Raw genomic sequence first — 15911 nt, 5'->3', positions numbered from 1 at the left:
GGGCAACGTGTGCGTGATCCAGGTTTAACGAGGCCAGAGCGTTGCCGCATGGGATGGCAACAAAAAAGCCCGCCTTGCGGCGGGCTGGAGACCTGAGCGGACCGGGAGCTCAATAGGTTTCCACGTGCCAGCGCTCGGCCTTCTTGAGTTGGGGGCGCAGCTCGGACCAATCCAGGCCTTTGGCGGCGGCAGCGGCAGTCATCGCTTCGTCGATGCCGGGCTCCATGCCACGCAGACCGCACATGTACACGTGGGTCTTGGGGTTTTCGATCCAGGAGAAGATCTCCTCGGCGTTCTCGCTGACGCGGTCCTGGATGTACATCCGGCCGCCCTTGGCGTTCTGCTGCTCGCGGCTGATCGCCTTGGTGTAGCGGAAGTTCTCGGGGAACTGGCTCTGGTAGTGCTCGAAGTCGGCGTCGTAGAGCAGGTTGGCGGTGGTGGGAGCACCCATGAACAGCCAGGCCTTGCCCTTGAAGTGCCAGCCGTTCTTCTCGCGCTCAGCCGGCTCGAACATGCGGCGCAGGTAGGTGCGCATCGGCGCAATGCCGGTTCCGGTGGCCAGCATGATCACGTTGGCGTCCTCGTCGGCAGGAAGGAGCATCTCCTTGCCAACGGGGCCGGTGATCTTCACCTTGGCGCCGGGTTCGATGTCGCAGAGGAAGGTGGAGCACACGCCGTTGATGGTCTCGCCCTCCTTGTCGTACTGCAGCTGGCGCACGCAGAGCGACACGGTGTTGCCGGCCATGTTGTCGCCGTGGCGGGTGCTGGCGATCGAATAGAGGCGCAGCTTGTGGGGCTTGCCGTTGGCATCCTCTCCGTCGGGAATGATGCCGATCGACTGGCCTTCCACGTAGTTGAGGTGGGGGTCGCCACCGCTGAGGTCGAAGGTGATGTGGTTCACCCGGCCGATGGCTCCTTCAGCCAGGAGGCTGTAGTTCTCGGTGACGGTGCCGATGAAGGGGTTCTTCGGCTTGTAGAGATTGACGGGAACGTCGGCGTGATGCACGGCAGCAGCAGCGGGTTTGGCGGGGGCTTTGGCCGGGGTGGCCTTCTTGGCGGCAGCAGGGTCAGGGCTGGCTGCGGGAGCTGCGGTGGCAGGCGCTTCGGATGCGGCGGTGACCGAGATCACCTTGCCTCCCAGCTTGCTGATCGACTGCATCAGGGCCTGAAGCCGTGAGAAAGGCACCGTGATGGTGCGCTCAGCGTTGCGCTGCTGGGTCAGTCCGTAACCCTGCACCACCACGGTGAACACGCGCGAGTCGCTGCAGCTGGATGTTGCGGTCGAGACACGCATGAATCTCTTGAGCCCTGATGTCGCGCGAGATCATAGGGAATCTGCCTGCATCCGCTCGAAGGCGTTAAGTTATGGCGCCAAAAGCATGATCTAGCCGGTTTGCTCTCGTCGCAGCTCACGGCTCCCTCCACAGACGCAGACCCGTCGCGGGCCGAGGCCTTTGCAGAGGTCTGCGCGCTCGACACCATCCAGCAGGAGATGGAGCGCCTCCCTGGGGGAACGCGTCGATTGGCTGTTCGCCTGCGGCTGGATCTCGACCCCCAGTGGATCTGGGCGGTGCTCACCGATTACGACAGCCTCAGCCGCTTCATCCCCAACCTGGAGACCTCTCGGCTGCTCTGGCGCCGGGCCAACGTGGTCGGCCTGGAGCAGGAGGGTGCCCAAACCTTCATGGGGATGCGCTTCAAGGCTCGGGTTCAACTCGAGCTCACCGAACACGCGGAGGAGCGGCGCCTTTCCTTTGTGATGGCTAAAGGTGATTTCCGCCGCTTCGAGGGCACCTGGCAGATCGGTGCTGAAGCTGGCGCCACCACCCTGCTCTACGAACTCACGGTGCAGGGCTGTGTGGGCATGCCCATCGGGCTGATCGAACAACGCCTGCGCGAAGACCTGGCTGCCAACCTGCGGGCCGTGCAGCGGGAAGCCCAGCGTCGTGCTGCCACCCTGGACGCTGCGGTCTGACCGGATTCGACCAACCTGAAGCGCCCCTGCCGGCTTTCCGGTTGCGCCGCTCTTGAAGGCACAAAAAAACGGCCTTGCGGCCGTTTTTGCTTGGATACCCCCAAGGGGATTCGAACCCCTGTCGCCTCCGTGAAAGGGAGGTGTCCTAGGCCTCTAGACGATGGGGGCTAGGACTCGGTGCTGGGATCAACGTTTGGGTGATGCCCTTGCGCTGCCTGGCTTTTCAGCCGCGCTTCCGATGGGATGAAGTTACGGGTCAGAGGTGCCCTTCGTCAATCAGCTGGCGCTTTGGCCGTCCCAAACCGGCACCGTGAAGTGGAAGCAGGCACCCTCGTCGGGCTCCGACACCACCCAGATCCGGCCCCCGTGCACTTCGGTGATGCGCCGGCACACCGAGAGGCCCACGCCGAAGCCTGAGGTGTTGGAGGAGGTCTGCGGCAGCCGCACCCGTTCGAGAAAGATGCGCTCCTGCTCATCGCGTGGGATGCCGGGCCCCGAGTCGCACACGCTCACCTGCAGCCACTGGCTGGTGCGGTGCAGGATCGTGAGGTTCACCTGGCCGCCATCGGGGGTGAACTTGAAGGCGTTCTCCAGCAGGTTGAGCAGCACTTGGCGCATGCGCCGCTGATCGGCGTACACATCCGGCAGATCGGTGGGGATGTCGGTGATCAGCTCGAGGCCGCGGCCCACCCACAGCTTTTCCAGTTCCAGGATCGCTTCGGCCGCCACGGGGCCCAGGGCCAGGCGCTGGGGGTTGAACAGCGCTTCCCAGCGGGTGGTGCCCACCTCCAGCAGGTCTTTGGAGAGCTGTTCGATGTCGTCGAGGCGCCGGCCGAGCACATCGCGGAAGCGGGTTTGATCGATCTGGCCGAGGTTGAGGCTCTGCAACGCCAGCTTTGAGGCCGTAAGCGGTGTGCGCAGCTCGTGCGCCACCATCCGCAGCAGCCGCTCCTGCACCCCCAGTCGCTCGATCAGCGTTTCGTTCTCCTGGCGCAGTACCAGCAGTTGGTCCTCCAGCTGCAGCTCTCGCTGCGTGCGGCTGCCATCGCTTTCCGCGGGCCGCAGGCTGATGCCCAGCCCGCTCACCACCTCCAACTGCTGCCAGCGCGGCAGCCAGTTGCGCAGTTGTTGCAGCAGGGTGTTGCCGGCGAACACCTGCTTGGGGGTCGGATCGAGCTTGATCAGAGCCGGGGTCGCCACCAGCCGATGCAGCTCGAGCAGCTCAGGCCGTTCGGCGGGATCGGCGATCTCCAGGGTGACGTCGAAGCCGAAATCCTGGTTTTCGAGGAAGGCAACCAGGCCCCGCAGGTCGGGGGTGGCCCGGTGGTGCGGTGCGGCCACCAGCAGCAGTTTCAGATGGCGCCGTTGCGGGCCATCTGCATCGAAATGGGATTGCAGGGCAAGGCCTGCTCCCCTGCGGACGTCCCCACGCTGCTGCGGCTGGGACGTGGCGCTGACGGGGAAGCGGCTGGGTTGAAGCTCGTCGGGGGTCTTGTCCCCTGCGGCGGGCACCTGCGCGCTGAATCTGCAGAAATTGTGGTTTCACCTTATGAGGTTTGGCAGGGCATGCCAGCCCCGCTATGACGACTGTGATGAGACGTTGCCCTGAGGAATGCCGTGGCGCATCCACGTGAACTCGTGACACGTGTGCATCCCGTGGCATCCCAGCCACCGGCCGTTCGCGGTAGCCGCATTCAATTGGACACCACCCTGCGGCGCTGGTTCAACCGCAATCTCGGGTTGTGGCGTTCGCGGCGTCAGTATTTCTTCCCCGACGACGAGGTGTTGCGCGTCGATATGCTGCTGCGGGTGCAGACCTTCGAAGATCAGGCGGAATCGGAACCTCGCTATCGCTTCACCTGGTGGCCCGAGAAGGAATACGACTTCTTTGAGATCAAACCCCGCTACGTGCGCGAAGGGGTGATGGATGCCTCACTGTGCGGCCATCAGCTGCGCCGCAGCCGCGGCTACCTCTGCGGCTCCCCCACCAAGAGCCAGATCCGCCAGGCTGATGAGCACGAACTGGTGTTCGAGTCGCATTATCAGGAGTGGGACATCCTCGAGCACATCCGCCTGGTGGATCAGGATCGCTTCCGTGCTCGTTCCATTTATTCCTGGCGCGACGGCAATCTCGAGCTGGCGGAGATGCATCACGAGATACGGCTCGAGCCGCCAGGGCCTCCCCTGCCAGCCGATGCCTGATGGCGATCGGCGGTTTCTGCAGCAGGATTAGGCCACATTGCTCATCCCGCGTGCGCTCCTCCGCCAGTCGCCTCGCTCTCGTCCTGCTTCCCCTGGTCCTCACGCTGGCCCCGATGGCGGCCGTCGCGGCGCCGGCATCTGAGGCCGACATGAGCCTCTACACTCGCATCGGCGCCCTGAATGTGTGCATCGCCCGGGCCGCAGGTATCGAGTTCGATAAGGCTGTGGCCGTAGCCGGCGAAACCATCGCCCAGGTGATCCAGGGCCAGCACGAGGGTGCTATCGCCCAGGTGGGCCCCAAGCCCCTCACTATTGATGAGTTGCGCAAAGGCGCCATCAACTCCGCTGTGCTGGGAGCGGTGGAAGTCTGTCCGGATGAGGTGCCTGCCGATGTGCGCAAGAAGGTGGAGGAGGTGCTGAAGAACCGCAGTACCTCCCCTGCCGCCAAGCCGGCACCCGCCAAGAAGTAGTTCTGAGACCAACGCTGCTCCCATGGCCACTGTTCGCCTCGCCGACTACCGGCCAGCTCCCTGTCTGATCGCCCACACCAGCCTTCGGGTTGAGCTGTTTGCCGATCAGGCTCTGGTGGAGGCCGAGTTTCAGTTCGAGCCCAATCCCGCTGCGGAGCCCGGCCCCCTCGAGTTGCAGGGCGTGGAGCTGGAGCTGCTCGAGCTCGCGCTGAATGGCGCTCCGCTGGCTGCGGAGGCCTACACGCTGGAGCCCACGCGCCTGGTGTTGCATCAGCCCCCGGCCGGGCCATTTTGCTTGCGCAGCCGTGTGCGCATTCACCCCGAGCGCAACACCAGCCTGGAGGGGCTCTACGTGAGTGGTGGCATGTTCACCACCCAGTGCGAGGCGGTGGGCTTCCGCCGCATCACCTTCCATCCCGATCGCCCCGATCTGCTCAGCCGCTTTCGGGTGCGCATCGAGGCGGATCAGGCCAGCTGCCCCGTGCTGCTCTCCAACGGCAACTGCCTCGAAACCGGTGATTTGCCGGAAGGGCGCCATTACGCGGTGTGGGATGACCCCTTCCCCAAGCCCTCCTATCTGTTCGCCCTGGTGGCGGGGCAGCTGGAGGAGGTGCGTGATCAGTTCACCACCCGCAGCGGCCGAACGGTGCAGCTGCGCCTGCATGTGGAGCCTGGCGATGCGCCCTTCACCGCCCATGCGATGGCCTCCCTGAAGCGCTCGATGCTCTGGGATGAGCAGCGCTACGGCCTCGAATACGACCTCGATGAATTCAACATCGTGGCGGTGCGCCATTTCAACATGGGCGCGATGGAGAACAAGAGTCTCAATATCTTCAACTCCAAGCTGGTGCTAGCCGATGCGGCTACCGCCACCGATGCCGAGCTCGAGCGCATCGAAAGTGTGATCGGTCATGAGTATTTTCACAACTGGACCGGCAACCGCATCACCTGCCGCGATTGGTTTCAGCTCTCGCTCAAGGAAGGGCTCACGGTGTTTCGGGATGCCAGCTTCACCTCCGATCTGCATTCGGCAGCGGTGAAGCGGATCGAGGATGTATCGCTCCTGCGCAACACGCAGTTCCGCGAAGATGCCGGTCCAACCGCACATCCGATACAGCCTGATCACTACCAGGCAATCGACAACTTCTACACCACCACGATTTACGAAAAGGGATCCGAAGTGATCCGCGTGCTCCACACCCTCCTCGGTGAAGAGACGTTCATGCGCGGCATGGCGCTCTATGTGAGCCGTCACGACGGCACCGCCGCCACCTGCAACGATTTCGTGCAGGCCATGCAGGATGCGGCTGAGCAGGCCTGGGCGCAGGGCGCCGCGCTGCCTCACTTTGATTTTGCTCAGTTCCGCCACTGGTACAGCCAGGCCGGCACCCCATGGCTGCAGATCGAGCGCCATTGGAATGCCGAGCAGGGCAGCCTGCGCCTGCAGGTGCGCCAGGGCACGCCGCCCACCCCGGGGCAGCCCGAGAAGCAGCCGCTGGTGATCCCATTGGTGTTGGGGCTGGTGGGCCAAGCGGGCGAACCGCTGCCGGTGCGTTTGCAAGGTGAAAGCGAGGCACAGGCCCATGCGTCGTCACTCACCCACGCCTGGGGCGATGGCAGCCGGCTGCTGGTGATTGATCAGCCCGAGCAGCAGATCTGCCTGGAGGGTCTGGAGCCCCACAGCCATCCGCCGGCGCTGTCGCTGCTGCGCGGCTTCTCGGCACCGGTGAAGTTGGAGCTGCAGCGCGGCACCAACGAACTGCTGCACCTGCTCGCCTGCGACAGCGATCCTTTCGCCCGTTGGGATGCCGGCCAGGTGCTGCTGCGCCAAGCGGTGCTGGAGCGGGCTGCCGGATCTCCCAACGATGAGTTGGAGGAAGGCCTGGTGGCCGCTTTTGATCGGATCCTGGCGGAGGTGGGCCTGTGCGATTCCAACCGCAGCATGCTGCTGGCCCTGCCCGGCCTGCCCGAGCTGGAGGATGCGGCCGTGGCATCGGCTGGTTGCTCCAATCCGCCGGCGCTGTTTCAGGCCCTGCTCGATCTGCAGCAGCGCTTCGGCACTGAGCTCGCCGAGCCCCTGGAGCACACCCTCGAGCGCTGCCGGCCCCAGTGGCTGCTGGCCTGGCCCGATGGTGTCGGCGACCGCGACCTCACGGCCACGGCCTGGAGCTGGCGGGTGGCAGCCGGCGATGTGGGCGTGCGCGCGGAGGCGGCTGCGGCGGTGGGCGGCCCCTCGATGACGTTGGCCCGGGCTGGGCTGCGGGCCCTGCAGTGCCATGACACACCCGAGCGCACGGCGGCGATGGCGGCCTTTCACGAGCGCTGGCAGGACAAGCCCGTGATCCTGGATGCTTGGTTTGCGCTCGAGGCGTCAGCCCCGTTCGGCGACGGTGTGGCACGGGTGCAGGCGTTGCTGGAGCATCCGCGCTTCGATCCAGCCGCTCCCAACTCGATTCGGGCTGTGCTGGGCGGCTTCGCCGGCAACGTGGCGCAGTTCCATGCCCCTGATGGCCGCGGCTATCGCTTCATGGCTGAGCAGATCGCGCAACTCGATCAACGCAACCCGATCACGGCCTCGCGCATGGCCAAGCTGTTCAGCCGCTGGCAGAGCTATGGGTCTGAGCGCAGCGCCCGAATGCGTGAAGCGCTAGAGCAGTTGGCTTCAGCTGCCCTCTCCACCAACACCCGTGAGGTGGTGGGCCAGTGCCTGGGGCAGGCCTAACGGCGGCTGCCCAGGGGGGAGAGCGGTGCGCTGAACAGGCTCTGATGCAGGCGGCCCAGGCCCTGCTTGCGGGCCTCGCCTCCTTCCGGGCCGGCGTATTGGCCCCATAAGCCCTCCCAATAGAAATAGATCACGCCGTGGCCGCGTTCGGCGGCCAGCCGCACCTTTTCGCTCAAGGTGGGCAGTGGTGTGGTGCGGCCACCGAAGCCAGAGAGGACGCCGATCTCAACGGGGATGCCCCAGCTACTCGCTTTCACCAGCGCCGGTTGCTGCAGATCGCGTTCGTACCCCTTCACGGAGTACGAGTAGTTCTGCACCACCAGCTCATCGATCAGGCCGCCCAGGGCCCAGAGCTCCCAATCCTGCAGCCAGTGGTTGTAGGCAAAGCGAAACGGGCCGGGTGAAAGGCTCACATAAGGGCTGCCCTGCCCGCTGCGCTTGAGCGTGGCGCGCAGCTCCCGCAGCAGGCTGCTCAGTTGTTTGCGCCGCCACACCATCCAGGTGCGGTCGGTGTGGTTGTCGGGGGGCTGAACGCCGTTCTCCCGCGCATACAGGGCGCGGGTGTAGGGGTCGTAGCCCAGCTCCACAGGCCAGGCGAAGTGATCGTCGAGCTGGATGCCATCCACCTTGCAGCGCTGCACGATTTCGCCGATCAGGCCGAGGAAGCGCTCGCGCACCCCGGGGTGGGCGGGGTTGAGCCACACCATCTGTTTGCCGTGCATGCTCACGGCGCTGCTGCCATCGCGTTTCTGCAGCACCCACTCGGGGTGTTGGCGCACCACCTCCGCCTCGGCGGGTTCCATCAGGCCGTACTCAAACCAGGGAATCACCCGCAGGCCGCGGCGGTGGGCGGCACTCGTCATCAGGCAGATGGGATCGTGGCGGGCACCCGACTGCACCAGCGCTGGTTCGATTGGGGCCCAGCGGCTGCGGTGAAAGGTGGTGCCGCGGCTCCACACGTTGGGATAGAGCGTGTTGAAGCCGGCCTCGGCCAGTTCCCCAACGGCCCGCTCGATCCGCTGGGGCTGGTAGTAGAGGGGGCTGGGGCTGTTGGTGAGCCACACCCCCACCCTGCGCGAGTCCGCCCAGGCCGTTGCCGGCAGCAGGCTGAGCAGTGCAGCGGCGATCCAGTGCCTGCGGCGCCCTTTGCTCAACGGAACATCGAGCTCACGGAGCTTTCGTCGTGGATGCGCCAGATGGCTTCGCCCAGCATGTTGGCCACCGAGAGCACCTGCAACTGCGGGAAGCGGCGATCGTCGGAGAGGGGGATCGAGTTGGTCACGATCACCTCCTCAAACAGTCCTGGCGCTGAGAGCCGTTCGATTGCAGGCCCTGAGAACACCGGGTGGGTGGCGCAGGCCAGCACGCGGGTGGCGCCGTTCTCGCGCAGCAGGCGAGCCCCGGCGCAGATGGTGCCCCCGGTGTCGATCATGTCGTCGATCAGGATCGCCGTCTTGCCGGCCACATCGCCGATCACGGTGAGGCTTTCCGCCACGTTGTGCCCGGAGCGGCGTTTGTCGATGATCGCCAGAGGGGCGTCCTTCATTTGCTTGGCGAAAGCGCGGGCTCTGGCCACCCCGCCCACATCGGGTGAGACCACCACCACATCACCGAAGTCGCGGCCGGCCAGGTAATCCACCAGCACCGGTGAGCCGTAGATGTGATCGCAGGGGATATCGAAGTAGCCCTGGATCTGGGCGGAGTGCAGATCCATCGCCAGCACCCGGTCGACGCCCGACACGGTGAGCAGGTTGGCCACGAGCTTGGCGGTGATTGATTCACGCCCGGCGGTTTTGCGGTCGGCGCGCGCGTACCCGTAGTAGGGGATCACGGCGGTGATCTGCCGGGCGGAGGCCCGCTTGCAAGCATCCACCATCACCAGCAGCTCCATCAGGTGATCGTTCACCGGAGCGCAGGTGGGCTGGATCAGGAACACGTCGCAGCCGCGGATCGATTCCTGGATCTGGATATAGAGCTCACCGTCGGCGAAGCGCTTGATCACGCGCGGGCCATCCGGCACGCCGAGATACGCCCCAATCTCCCGGGCCAGGGCCTGATTGGCCGTCCCACTGAATAACCGCAGCCGCCGTGTGTCGTGGCCCACGTGCGCCTGATCGACCCGTTCTGCGGTCAGGAAACTGGTCACGGCGGCCGCTGGCGCGAACGGTGGAACCCCGATCGTAGAAGCCACCCGGATCCCTGGCCGCGCCCGATCAATGACAGAGCCCTCCATCAGCGCCGAGATCCGCCGGCCCCCATGGCCTTCCGCCGGCCTGGTGCTGCTGGCTCCAGGAGGCGTCAGCCCTGGTGATGGGGCGCGCCTGGCGACCTTGCTCGGCCTGCGGCCACTCGCCTGTGCTGCAGATCGGCAGGCCAATCCCCAAGAGGCCATGGCCCAGCTCGCCGCCGAATCCCAGGGCTGGTTGCTGCCCTTGGGTCTCGATCCCGGCGCTGAGCTGGCGCAGCCCGGCTGCTGGAGTGAAGCTCTCGGGGCCTGGCGTCAGCCCGTGTTGCTGCAGCTGCCGGCAGTACAAACGGAATCTGGTTTGGCGCGTGCTTACACCGCCTTGCTGGCAGCAACCGGGGTGCCTCTAGTGGGTTTGGTGCAGCAGGGTGGGCCCTGGGCGCCAGAGCGGCGGCGCGTGGACGGCCTCCCCTGGTTGGGTTGGTTACCGGCTGAGATGCCGCTTGCCGGCAGCCTGGAGGAGGAGGCCGCTCAAGCGCTGCGCCTGCATGTGTTGGCCCGTTGGCAACTCAGTTCGGCCAGGGCCGCTGAGCCCGCGCATCCAACGCCCTGAGCGGCCTGTTCGGCTGCAGCGGCGGCTGCAGGGGCAGGGTGCGGAACTCCAGCCGCTCGCCGGGGCGAAGGGCCACGGCCAGCAGACTCAACGCCTCGCTGCGGGTGAGGTTGGTTTCCACCTGCCCCTGCAGCTGCTGGAGCAGATCGGGCAGCTGCTGCAGCTGTTGGCGTTGGGCCATCTGGCGCAACACGCTTTCCACCGCCATCTGTTGCCGGTCGCGTCGCCGCTCCTCTCCATCGGCCTCATCGCGGAAGCGCAGCAGCTGCTCCACCTGCTGACCATCCATCACCTGCAGGCCGCCTTCCAGCCGAATCGTGTACTTCTGGGTCTTGTCGGTGTAGCCCATGCTTCGGTCGGGCGAGAGCTCCACCCGCCCGATGCCATCCACCAGGTCGCGCAACGCGGCCCTGGGCAGCACCACATAACGATCCGGTTGTGCCTGGGGCAGCCCCACCAGCTGCGCTGCAGCACCGGCCACCAGTGCCGGCCCGCCCCGTTTGTAGAGGCTTCCCAAGGCCACGGGCTGCTTGTCGCCCGGTAGCTGCACGGCGGCTTCCACCGGCAGGCTGAGCAGCTGCAGCGGCCCTTCCGGGTTCACCTGCACCAGCAGCAGAGCATCGCTGTTGGCGGGTGTGGTGGCGGTGCCTGCATCCAGCTGATCGGCGTCGGATCCGATCAGCAGCACGCTGATGGCACGGCTGGGAGGTTCGGCCAGATCAGCGGCGCTGGGCGGCCCCTGATCGCGCGCGCTGCGATCGCTTTCCGGCCAGATCACCCCCAGCAGCGCCAGGCTGCTCGCCAGGCCCAGACCGGCGGCCAGCAGGCGAAGGGCAGCCCGCTCGCGTGTGCGGCGCTGCGGGCGTGGCTGGGCGGGAGCCAAAGCGGACAAGCCATCAACAATCGCTCCACTTTGACCGAGCTACGCCGGTTTGCTGCCCTGCCGCCCTGGCGTGCTCGATAGGTTGTGCAGCCAGACACCACGCTTCGGCCGGCTCCGTTGACTTCCGCCGCTACCCCCCCGCACGAGCGCGCCAAGCCCCTGGCGAAGGGCAGCACGTATCCCGCCAAAGATCTCTGCAGTCAGTGCGGGCTGTGCGATAGCCGCTGGGTGGCCTATGTGAAGGACAGCTGCGCTTTCCTCAATCAGCGCTTCGAGGCGATGGAAACGGCCGCTCACGGCCGCAGCCGCGATCTCGACAATGAGGACGAGCTCTACTTCGGTGTGCAGCAGCGCATGCTCACCGCCCGCCTGCAGCAGCCGATCGACGGCGCCCAGTGGACCGGGATCGTGAGCCGCATTGGTGTGCGCGCCCTGGAATCCGGCCTGGTGGATGCCGTGCTGTGCGTGGGCCAGAGCGACGACGATCGCTTCACCCCGGTGCCGCGCCTGGCCCGCACCCCCGAGGAGGTGCTCAGCGCTCGGGTGAACAAGCCCACCCTCTCGCCCAACCTTGAGGTGCTGGAGCAGCTCCCCGGCAGCGGGATCAGGCGCTTGCTGGCGATTGGTGTGGGGTGCCAGATCCAGGCCCTGCGGGCCGTGCAGCCCACCCTGCCCCTGGATGAGCTGTTCGTGCTGGGTCTGCCCTGCGTAGACAACGTTTCCCGCCAGGGGCTCCAGACCTTCCTCGAGAGCACCGTGAGCTCACCGGACACGGTGGTGCACTACGAGTTCATGCAGGATTTCCGCATCCACTTCCGCCACAGCGATGGCCGCGAAGAAACGGTGCCGTTCTTCGGGCTCGACACCCCCAAGCTCAAAAACGTGTTTGCCCCCAGCTGCCTGAGCTGCTTCGACTACACCAATGCCGGCGCCGATCTGGTGGTGGGCTACATGGGCGCCAGCTTCGGCCGCCAGTGGCTCACGGTGCGCAACCCGAAGGGTCAGCAGCTGCTCGATTTGGTGGAAACGGAACTGGATGTGGCACCTGTGAGCAGTAGCGGCCAGCGCCAGGCCGCTGTGCAGCAGGGCATCGAGGCCTACGACAAAGCTGTGAAGTTGCCGATCTGGGTGGCCAATCTGATCGGCGTGTTTGTGGAGCGCTTCGGCCCGAAGGGTCTGGAATACGGCCGCTTCTCGATCGATTCCCACTTCACCCGCAACGCCTTGTGGCTTCGCCGCAATCACCCTGACAAGGTGGAGGAGCAGATCCCGGCCTTCGCGCGCCGGATCATCAGCCGCTACCGGCTCCCGGATTGATGCGACGCGCCGGCGTTCTGCTGCATCCCACCGCCCTGCCGGGCTCACCGGTGTGCGGCACCTTGGGGGCAACGGCGCACCAGTGGCTCGATCTGCTGGCGGATCACGGCATCAAGGTGTGGCAGCTGCTTCCCCTGGCGCCGCCCGATTCCCTTGGATCGCCGTACAGCTCCCCCAGCAGCTTTGCGCTGAATGGTTGGCTCCTCGATGGCGAGCAGCTGGTGGTGGCTGGGCTGCTGGAACCTGCTGATCTCGAGGCCTTACCCCAGGGTGGTGATCCAGGGGTGTTGGATCTGGCGGGCGCTGATCAGCGCGCAGATCTGCTGGCATCCGCCCTGTTGCGGCGTTACCCCCACTGGACCGCCGAGCTCAAGGAGCGTTTCGCCACTTGGCGCGACCAGCAGAGGGCCTGGTTGGTGGATCACTGCCGCTTCTGGGTGCTCCGCCGCCGCTTCAACGCCCAGCCCTGGTGGCAGTGGCCGGGGCCGCTGGCGCGCCGCCAGCGCTCTGCCCTGCAGGCCTTGGATCGCGAGGAGCAGGCCATGCTCCTGCAGGAGGCGCTGGTGCAATGGCAGCTCCAGGAGCAGTGGCAGGGGCTGCTGGATCACGCCCGCCGGCGGGGCATTCAGGTGATCGGCGATGTGCCCTTCTATGTCGCCCACGACAGTGCCGATGTGTGGAGCCACCGGCGGCTGTTCTCCGCCGCTGCCGACGGCAGCTTGAGCCAGCAGAGCGGTGTTCCGCCCGACTACTTTTCCGCCACAGGCCAGCTGTGGGGAACCCCGGTCTATCGCTGGCCGCTGCATCGGCTCACGCGCTTTCGCTGGTGGCTCAGACGCCTGGAGCGTCAGCTGACTCTGGTGGATCTGCTGCGCCTTGATCACTTCCGGGCCTTGGAAGCCGCCTGGTGTGTGCCGGGCGGGGATCGCACGGCGGAGCACGGAAGCTGGCGTCCGTCCCCGGGCGGCAGCCTGCTGCGCCGCTTGAGCCGCCGCTACCGCGGCCAGCACCTGCCGCTGATTGCGGAAGATCTGGGTGTGATCACCCCCGCCGTGGAAGCGCTGCGCGATCGCTATGGCCTGCCGGGCATGAAGATCCTTCAGTTCGCCTTTGATGGCGATCCTGAGAATCCCTACCTGCCGGCCAATTACAAGGGCCGCAACTGGTGCGTGTACACCGGCACCCACGACAACGCCACCTGCATCGGCTGGTGGCGTCAGCTCAGTGGTGACCAGCGTCATCAGGTGGAGCAACAGCTCGGCCCGGTGCAGGCACCGGGTTGGCAATTGCTGGAGTTGGCCTTGGCCAGTCAGGCCGATTGGGCTGTGGTGCCGCTGCAGGATCTGTTGGAGCTCGGCGATGAGGCGCGTTTCAACACCCCGGGCACCAGCGAGGGCAACTGGCAGTGGCGGTTCAGTGGTGGGCTGGAGGCCATCCGAGGCCCGCTCAAGGGGTTTGGGGAGTTGGCGCAGCGCCACCAGCGTTGATCTCCCGCTGCGGGAGCGGCAGGCGGTACTGCCCGGGCTGTTTGTCCACAGCCGGTAGGGCGGTGCCGTTCCAGAGCACCTCAGCCGCCTTCGGGGTGGGGTAGACGCTGAGCTCCAGCGGCGGTTCGAGCTGCCACACCAACAGGCCCTTGGCGCCGTTGAGCTGGGAGCGCTGGCCGCTGTCGCTGCGCAGGTTGATGGTGCTGGCCTGGCTGAGGTTCAGCTCCAGCACACCCAGCCTCGGTTGGGAGGTTCCAGCTTGCTGGAGTTGGTTCAGGGCGTCGCGCCCCACCCCGCGGCTGGCCTGCTGCAGCGGCCGCAGCTCTGGAAAGGCGCCCAGCAGGGTGGTGCCAGGGGCCGCGGGTTTGCGTTGTTCGGCGGCCGGCAGCGGGGCGATGGGCCTGAGGCTCAGCAGATTCGTCGCGGCCAGTTGGCGTTGCTGCAGGTTCAGCGCGTAGATCAACCCCAGGCAGATCCCGCCGTAGAGCAGCCCCCCCTGCCAGGTGCTGAACACATCGATTGAGCCGGGCGTGAAGCGTTTGAGTAGGCCACCGTTCTGGCCGCGGGGGCCGTGCTGTTGGCTCTGCGGCGGCAGCGCCACATCGAGGCTGCCAGGGGGCAGGGTCAGGTGCTGCTCGATCAGGGGCAGCATTGTGCGCAGGTAGGCCCCTTCCGGCAGCCGATCACGCCAGCCCCGCTCCAGGGCTTCCAGCACGGGGGTGCTGATGCGCGTTTCCAGCGCGAGTTGACGCAGATTGAGCCCCCGGGCCTCCCGCTCCTGGCGCAGCCGCCGGCCCACAGCCAGCAGTGGATCTTCCTGGGGAAGCCCGTCGCTCTGATCTCCGGCCCGCTGGCCGCCGCCACGCCGGAACAAGCGGCCAAGGCTGGACAGGCGCGGGGCAAGCCTGGGCATTAAGGCCGGTGGTGTGGGTCTGGCCATTCTTGGGGATCCAGGCGCCGCCAGCGACCCTCCGGCAGCTCACCCAGTGCGATCGATCCAATCGCCACCCGTTGCAGATCGAGCACCGGATGGCCCAGGAGCTCCGCGGTGCGCCGGATCTGGCGGTTGCGACCCTCATGCATCACCAGTTCGAGCGCAGTGGCATCGCGCTGTTGATCGAGGCGTCGCAGGGTCACAGGCTGGCTGGGCTGGCCATCGAGGGGAACGCCTCGGGCCCATTGATCGAGCAGCGCCTGGCTGGGCTGGCCGCGCACCCAGATGCGATAGGTCTTGCTGTGCTGGAAGCGCGGGTGGGTGAGCTGCAGGGTCAGGGCTCCGTTGTTGCTGAGCAGCAGGGCACCGCGGCTGTGGAAGTCGAGGCGCCCTACCGGGTGAAGCCCCTGGCCGCTGGCCAGATCGGGCGGCAGCAGATCGAGCACGATCGGCCTGCCCTCGGGGTCATGGCAGCTGCACATCACCCCAGCTGGTTTGTTGAGCAGCAGCACCAGCGGCGGCTGAGCCTTGGCCAAGGGGCGGCCATCGAGGCAGATGGCATCACGCTCCGGATCCGCTCGCTCTCCCAATTGCGCGGTGCGCCCGTTCACGCTCACCCGGCCGGCACGCAACAGGGTTTCGGCGTGGCGGCGGGAACCCAGTCCGGCAGCGGCGATCAGCTTCTGCAGCCGCTCTTCGGGCATCGCTAGGGCCTTGCTGATTCGCATTCTGGCCAGGAAAAAGGTGATAGGTTTACGAAACACCTGAGTTTCGTAAACCCTTCGCTGCATGCCCTCGCTTCCGGTGATCCGTTCCGAGCGCGATGCCGCTGCCCTCGCCGGCGGTACCGATTTGGTGCGCTCCTATCTGCGGGACATCGGCCGCGTGCCGTTGCTGAGCCATGAGCAGGAGATCACCCTGGGCCGCCAGGTGCAGGAGCTGATGGCGATCGAAGAGCAGCGCGAAGAGCTGCGCCTGCGCGCCGGCGGTGAGGACCCCAGCGACGATCAACTGGCTGAAGCTGCAGGCATCACCCCCCAGCAGCTCAAGAAGCGCCTGCGCAGTGGTCAGCGGGCCAAGGAGCGGATGGTGGCGGCCAACCTGCGCCTGGTGGTGAGCGTGG

15 protein-coding genes and 1 tRNA gene are annotated in these 15911 nt (G+C 66.3%); 8 read left to right on the top strand and 8 right to left on the bottom strand.

Going from position 1 to position 15911, the window contains the following annotated elements; translation table 11 throughout:
- Window positions 1-109: 109 nt before the first annotated feature.
- Window positions 110-1294: a phycobilisome linker polypeptide gene (locus H9532_RS11500; RefSeq protein WP_296368590.1), complete on the bottom strand. Its 1185-nt coding sequence runs from the start codon at window positions 1292-1294 to the stop codon at window positions 110-112.
- A 99-nt stretch (window positions 1295-1393) separates the two neighbouring features.
- On the opposite strand from H9532_RS11500, the gene H9532_RS11495 reads away from it, so the two are divergent.
- Complete coding sequence (locus H9532_RS11495; RefSeq protein ID WP_296368588.1) at window positions 1394-1975, top strand: SRPBCC family protein; 582 nt, start codon at window positions 1394-1396, stop codon at window positions 1973-1975.
- A gap of 95 nt (window positions 1976-2070) precedes the next feature.
- Here the strand turns inward: H9532_RS11495 and H9532_RS11490 are convergent.
- Both H9532_RS11490 and H9532_RS11485 read right to left on the bottom strand, forming a co-directional pair.
- Window positions 2071-2143 (bottom strand) — tRNA-Glu (locus tag H9532_RS11490).
- 108 nt (window positions 2144-2251) lie between these two features.
- Window positions 2252-3373 (bottom strand): histidine kinase, encoded by a 1122-nt coding sequence (locus H9532_RS11485; protein ID WP_296369037.1) that lies wholly within the window; start codon window positions 3371-3373, stop codon window positions 2252-2254.
- A gap of 240 nt (window positions 3374-3613) precedes the next feature.
- On the opposite strand from H9532_RS11485, the gene H9532_RS11480 reads away from it, so the two are divergent.
- Genes H9532_RS11480 through pepN form a run of 3 tightly spaced genes read left to right on the top strand, consistent with a single transcriptional unit; the run spans window position 3614 to window position 7369 of the window.
- Window positions 3614-4177: a hypothetical protein gene (locus tag H9532_RS11480; RefSeq protein WP_296369035.1), complete on the top strand. Its 564-nt coding sequence runs from the start codon at window positions 3614-3616 to the stop codon at window positions 4175-4177.
- A gap of 50 nt (window positions 4178-4227) precedes the next feature.
- Window positions 4228-4647, top strand: a complete 420-nt coding sequence (locus H9532_RS11475; protein ID WP_296368585.1) for a cAMP phosphodiesterase — start codon at window positions 4228-4230, stop codon at window positions 4645-4647.
- A gap of 22 nt (window positions 4648-4669) precedes the next feature.
- The gene (gene pepN, locus H9532_RS11470) at window positions 4670-7369 is read left to right on the top strand and encodes an aminopeptidase N (protein WP_296368583.1); all 2700 of its coding nucleotides are present in this window, start codon (window positions 4670-4672) and stop codon (window positions 7367-7369) included.
- Here the strand turns inward: pepN and H9532_RS11465 are convergent.
- Window positions 7366-8496 carry a family 10 glycosylhydrolase gene (locus tag H9532_RS11465; RefSeq protein ID WP_296369033.1) on the bottom strand — a complete coding sequence of 377 codons (1131 nt, stop codon included), beginning with the start codon at window positions 8494-8496 and terminating at the stop codon, window positions 7366-7368. The genes pepN and H9532_RS11465 overlap by 4 nt on opposite strands.
- 23 nt (window positions 8497-8519) lie before the next feature.
- Window positions 8520-9515 (bottom strand): ribose-phosphate pyrophosphokinase, encoded by a 996-nt coding sequence (locus H9532_RS11460; protein ID WP_296368581.1) that lies wholly within the window; start codon window positions 9513-9515, stop codon window positions 8520-8522.
- Between the two features lie 70 nt (window positions 9516-9585).
- Between H9532_RS11460 and H9532_RS11455 the strand changes: the two genes are divergently transcribed.
- Window positions 9586-10167 carry a hypothetical protein gene (locus H9532_RS11455; protein WP_296368579.1) on the top strand — a complete coding sequence of 194 codons (582 nt, stop codon included), beginning with the start codon at window positions 9586-9588 and terminating at the stop codon, window positions 10165-10167.
- Here H9532_RS11455 and H9532_RS11450 read toward each other — a convergent pair.
- A complete protein-coding gene (locus H9532_RS11450; RefSeq protein ID WP_296368577.1) occupies window positions 10124-11059 on the bottom strand; it encodes an LCP family protein in 936 nt (311 codons plus the stop codon). The genes H9532_RS11455 and H9532_RS11450 overlap by 44 nt on opposite strands.
- Window positions 11060-11167: 108 nt before the next feature.
- On the opposite strand from H9532_RS11450, the gene H9532_RS11445 reads away from it, so the two are divergent.
- The gene (locus H9532_RS11445; RefSeq protein WP_296368574.1) at window positions 11168-12367 is read left to right on the top strand and encodes a Coenzyme F420 hydrogenase/dehydrogenase, beta subunit C-terminal domain; all 1200 of its coding nucleotides are present in this window, start codon (window positions 11168-11170) and stop codon (window positions 12365-12367) included.
- Window positions 12367-13854: a 4-alpha-glucanotransferase gene (gene malQ / locus H9532_RS11440; protein WP_296368572.1), complete on the top strand. Its 1488-nt coding sequence runs from the start codon at window positions 12367-12369 to the stop codon at window positions 13852-13854. Before H9532_RS11445 ends, malQ begins: the two co-directional genes overlap by 1 nt.
- Here the strand turns inward: malQ and H9532_RS11435 are convergent.
- The gene (locus H9532_RS11435) at window positions 13814-14767 is read right to left on the bottom strand and encodes a helix-turn-helix transcriptional regulator (RefSeq protein WP_296368570.1); all 954 of its coding nucleotides are present in this window, start codon (window positions 14765-14767) and stop codon (window positions 13814-13816) included. The genes malQ and H9532_RS11435 overlap by 41 nt on opposite strands.
- A complete protein-coding gene (locus tag H9532_RS11430; protein ID WP_296368568.1) occupies window positions 14767-15492 on the bottom strand; it encodes a pseudouridine synthase in 726 nt (241 codons plus the stop codon). The genes H9532_RS11435 and H9532_RS11430 overlap by 1 nt, the downstream gene beginning before the upstream one ends.
- An 85-nt stretch (window positions 15493-15577) precedes the next feature.
- Here H9532_RS11430 and H9532_RS11425 point away from each other — a divergent pair.
- Window positions 15578-15911: sigma-70 factor domain-containing protein (locus H9532_RS11425; RefSeq protein WP_296368566.1), on the top strand; the 334-nt coding region annotated here is incomplete at its 3' end.

It is taken from the genome of Vulcanococcus sp. Clear-D1 (genome assembly GCF_014654725.1).
Taxonomy (GTDB): Bacteria; Cyanobacteriota; Cyanobacteriia; order PCC-6307; family Cyanobiaceae; genus Vulcanococcus.
This window is presented reverse-complemented; position numbering and strand designations above follow the sequence as displayed.

Coding starts and splice junctions, on each gene's coding strand:
- H9532_RS11500 (WP_296368590.1), bottom strand. CDS start 1,294: ATGCGTGTCTCGACCGCAACATCCAGCTGCAGCGACTCGCGCGTGTTC.
- pepN (WP_296368583.1), top strand. CDS start 4,670: ATGGCCACTGTTCGCCTCGCCGACTACCGGCCAGCTCCCTGTCTGATC.
- H9532_RS11455 (WP_296368579.1), top strand. CDS start 9,586: ATGACAGAGCCCTCCATCAGCGCCGAGATCCGCCGGCCCCCATGGCCT.
- malQ (WP_296368572.1), top strand. CDS start 12,367: ATGCGACGCGCCGGCGTTCTGCTGCATCCCACCGCCCTGCCGGGCTCA.
- H9532_RS11435 (WP_296368570.1), bottom strand. CDS start 14,767: ATGCCCAGGCTTGCCCCGCGCCTGTCCAGCCTTGGCCGCTTGTTCCGG.
- H9532_RS11430 (WP_296368568.1), bottom strand. CDS start 15,492: ATGCCCGAAGAGCGGCTGCAGAAGCTGATCGCCGCTGCCGGACTGGGT.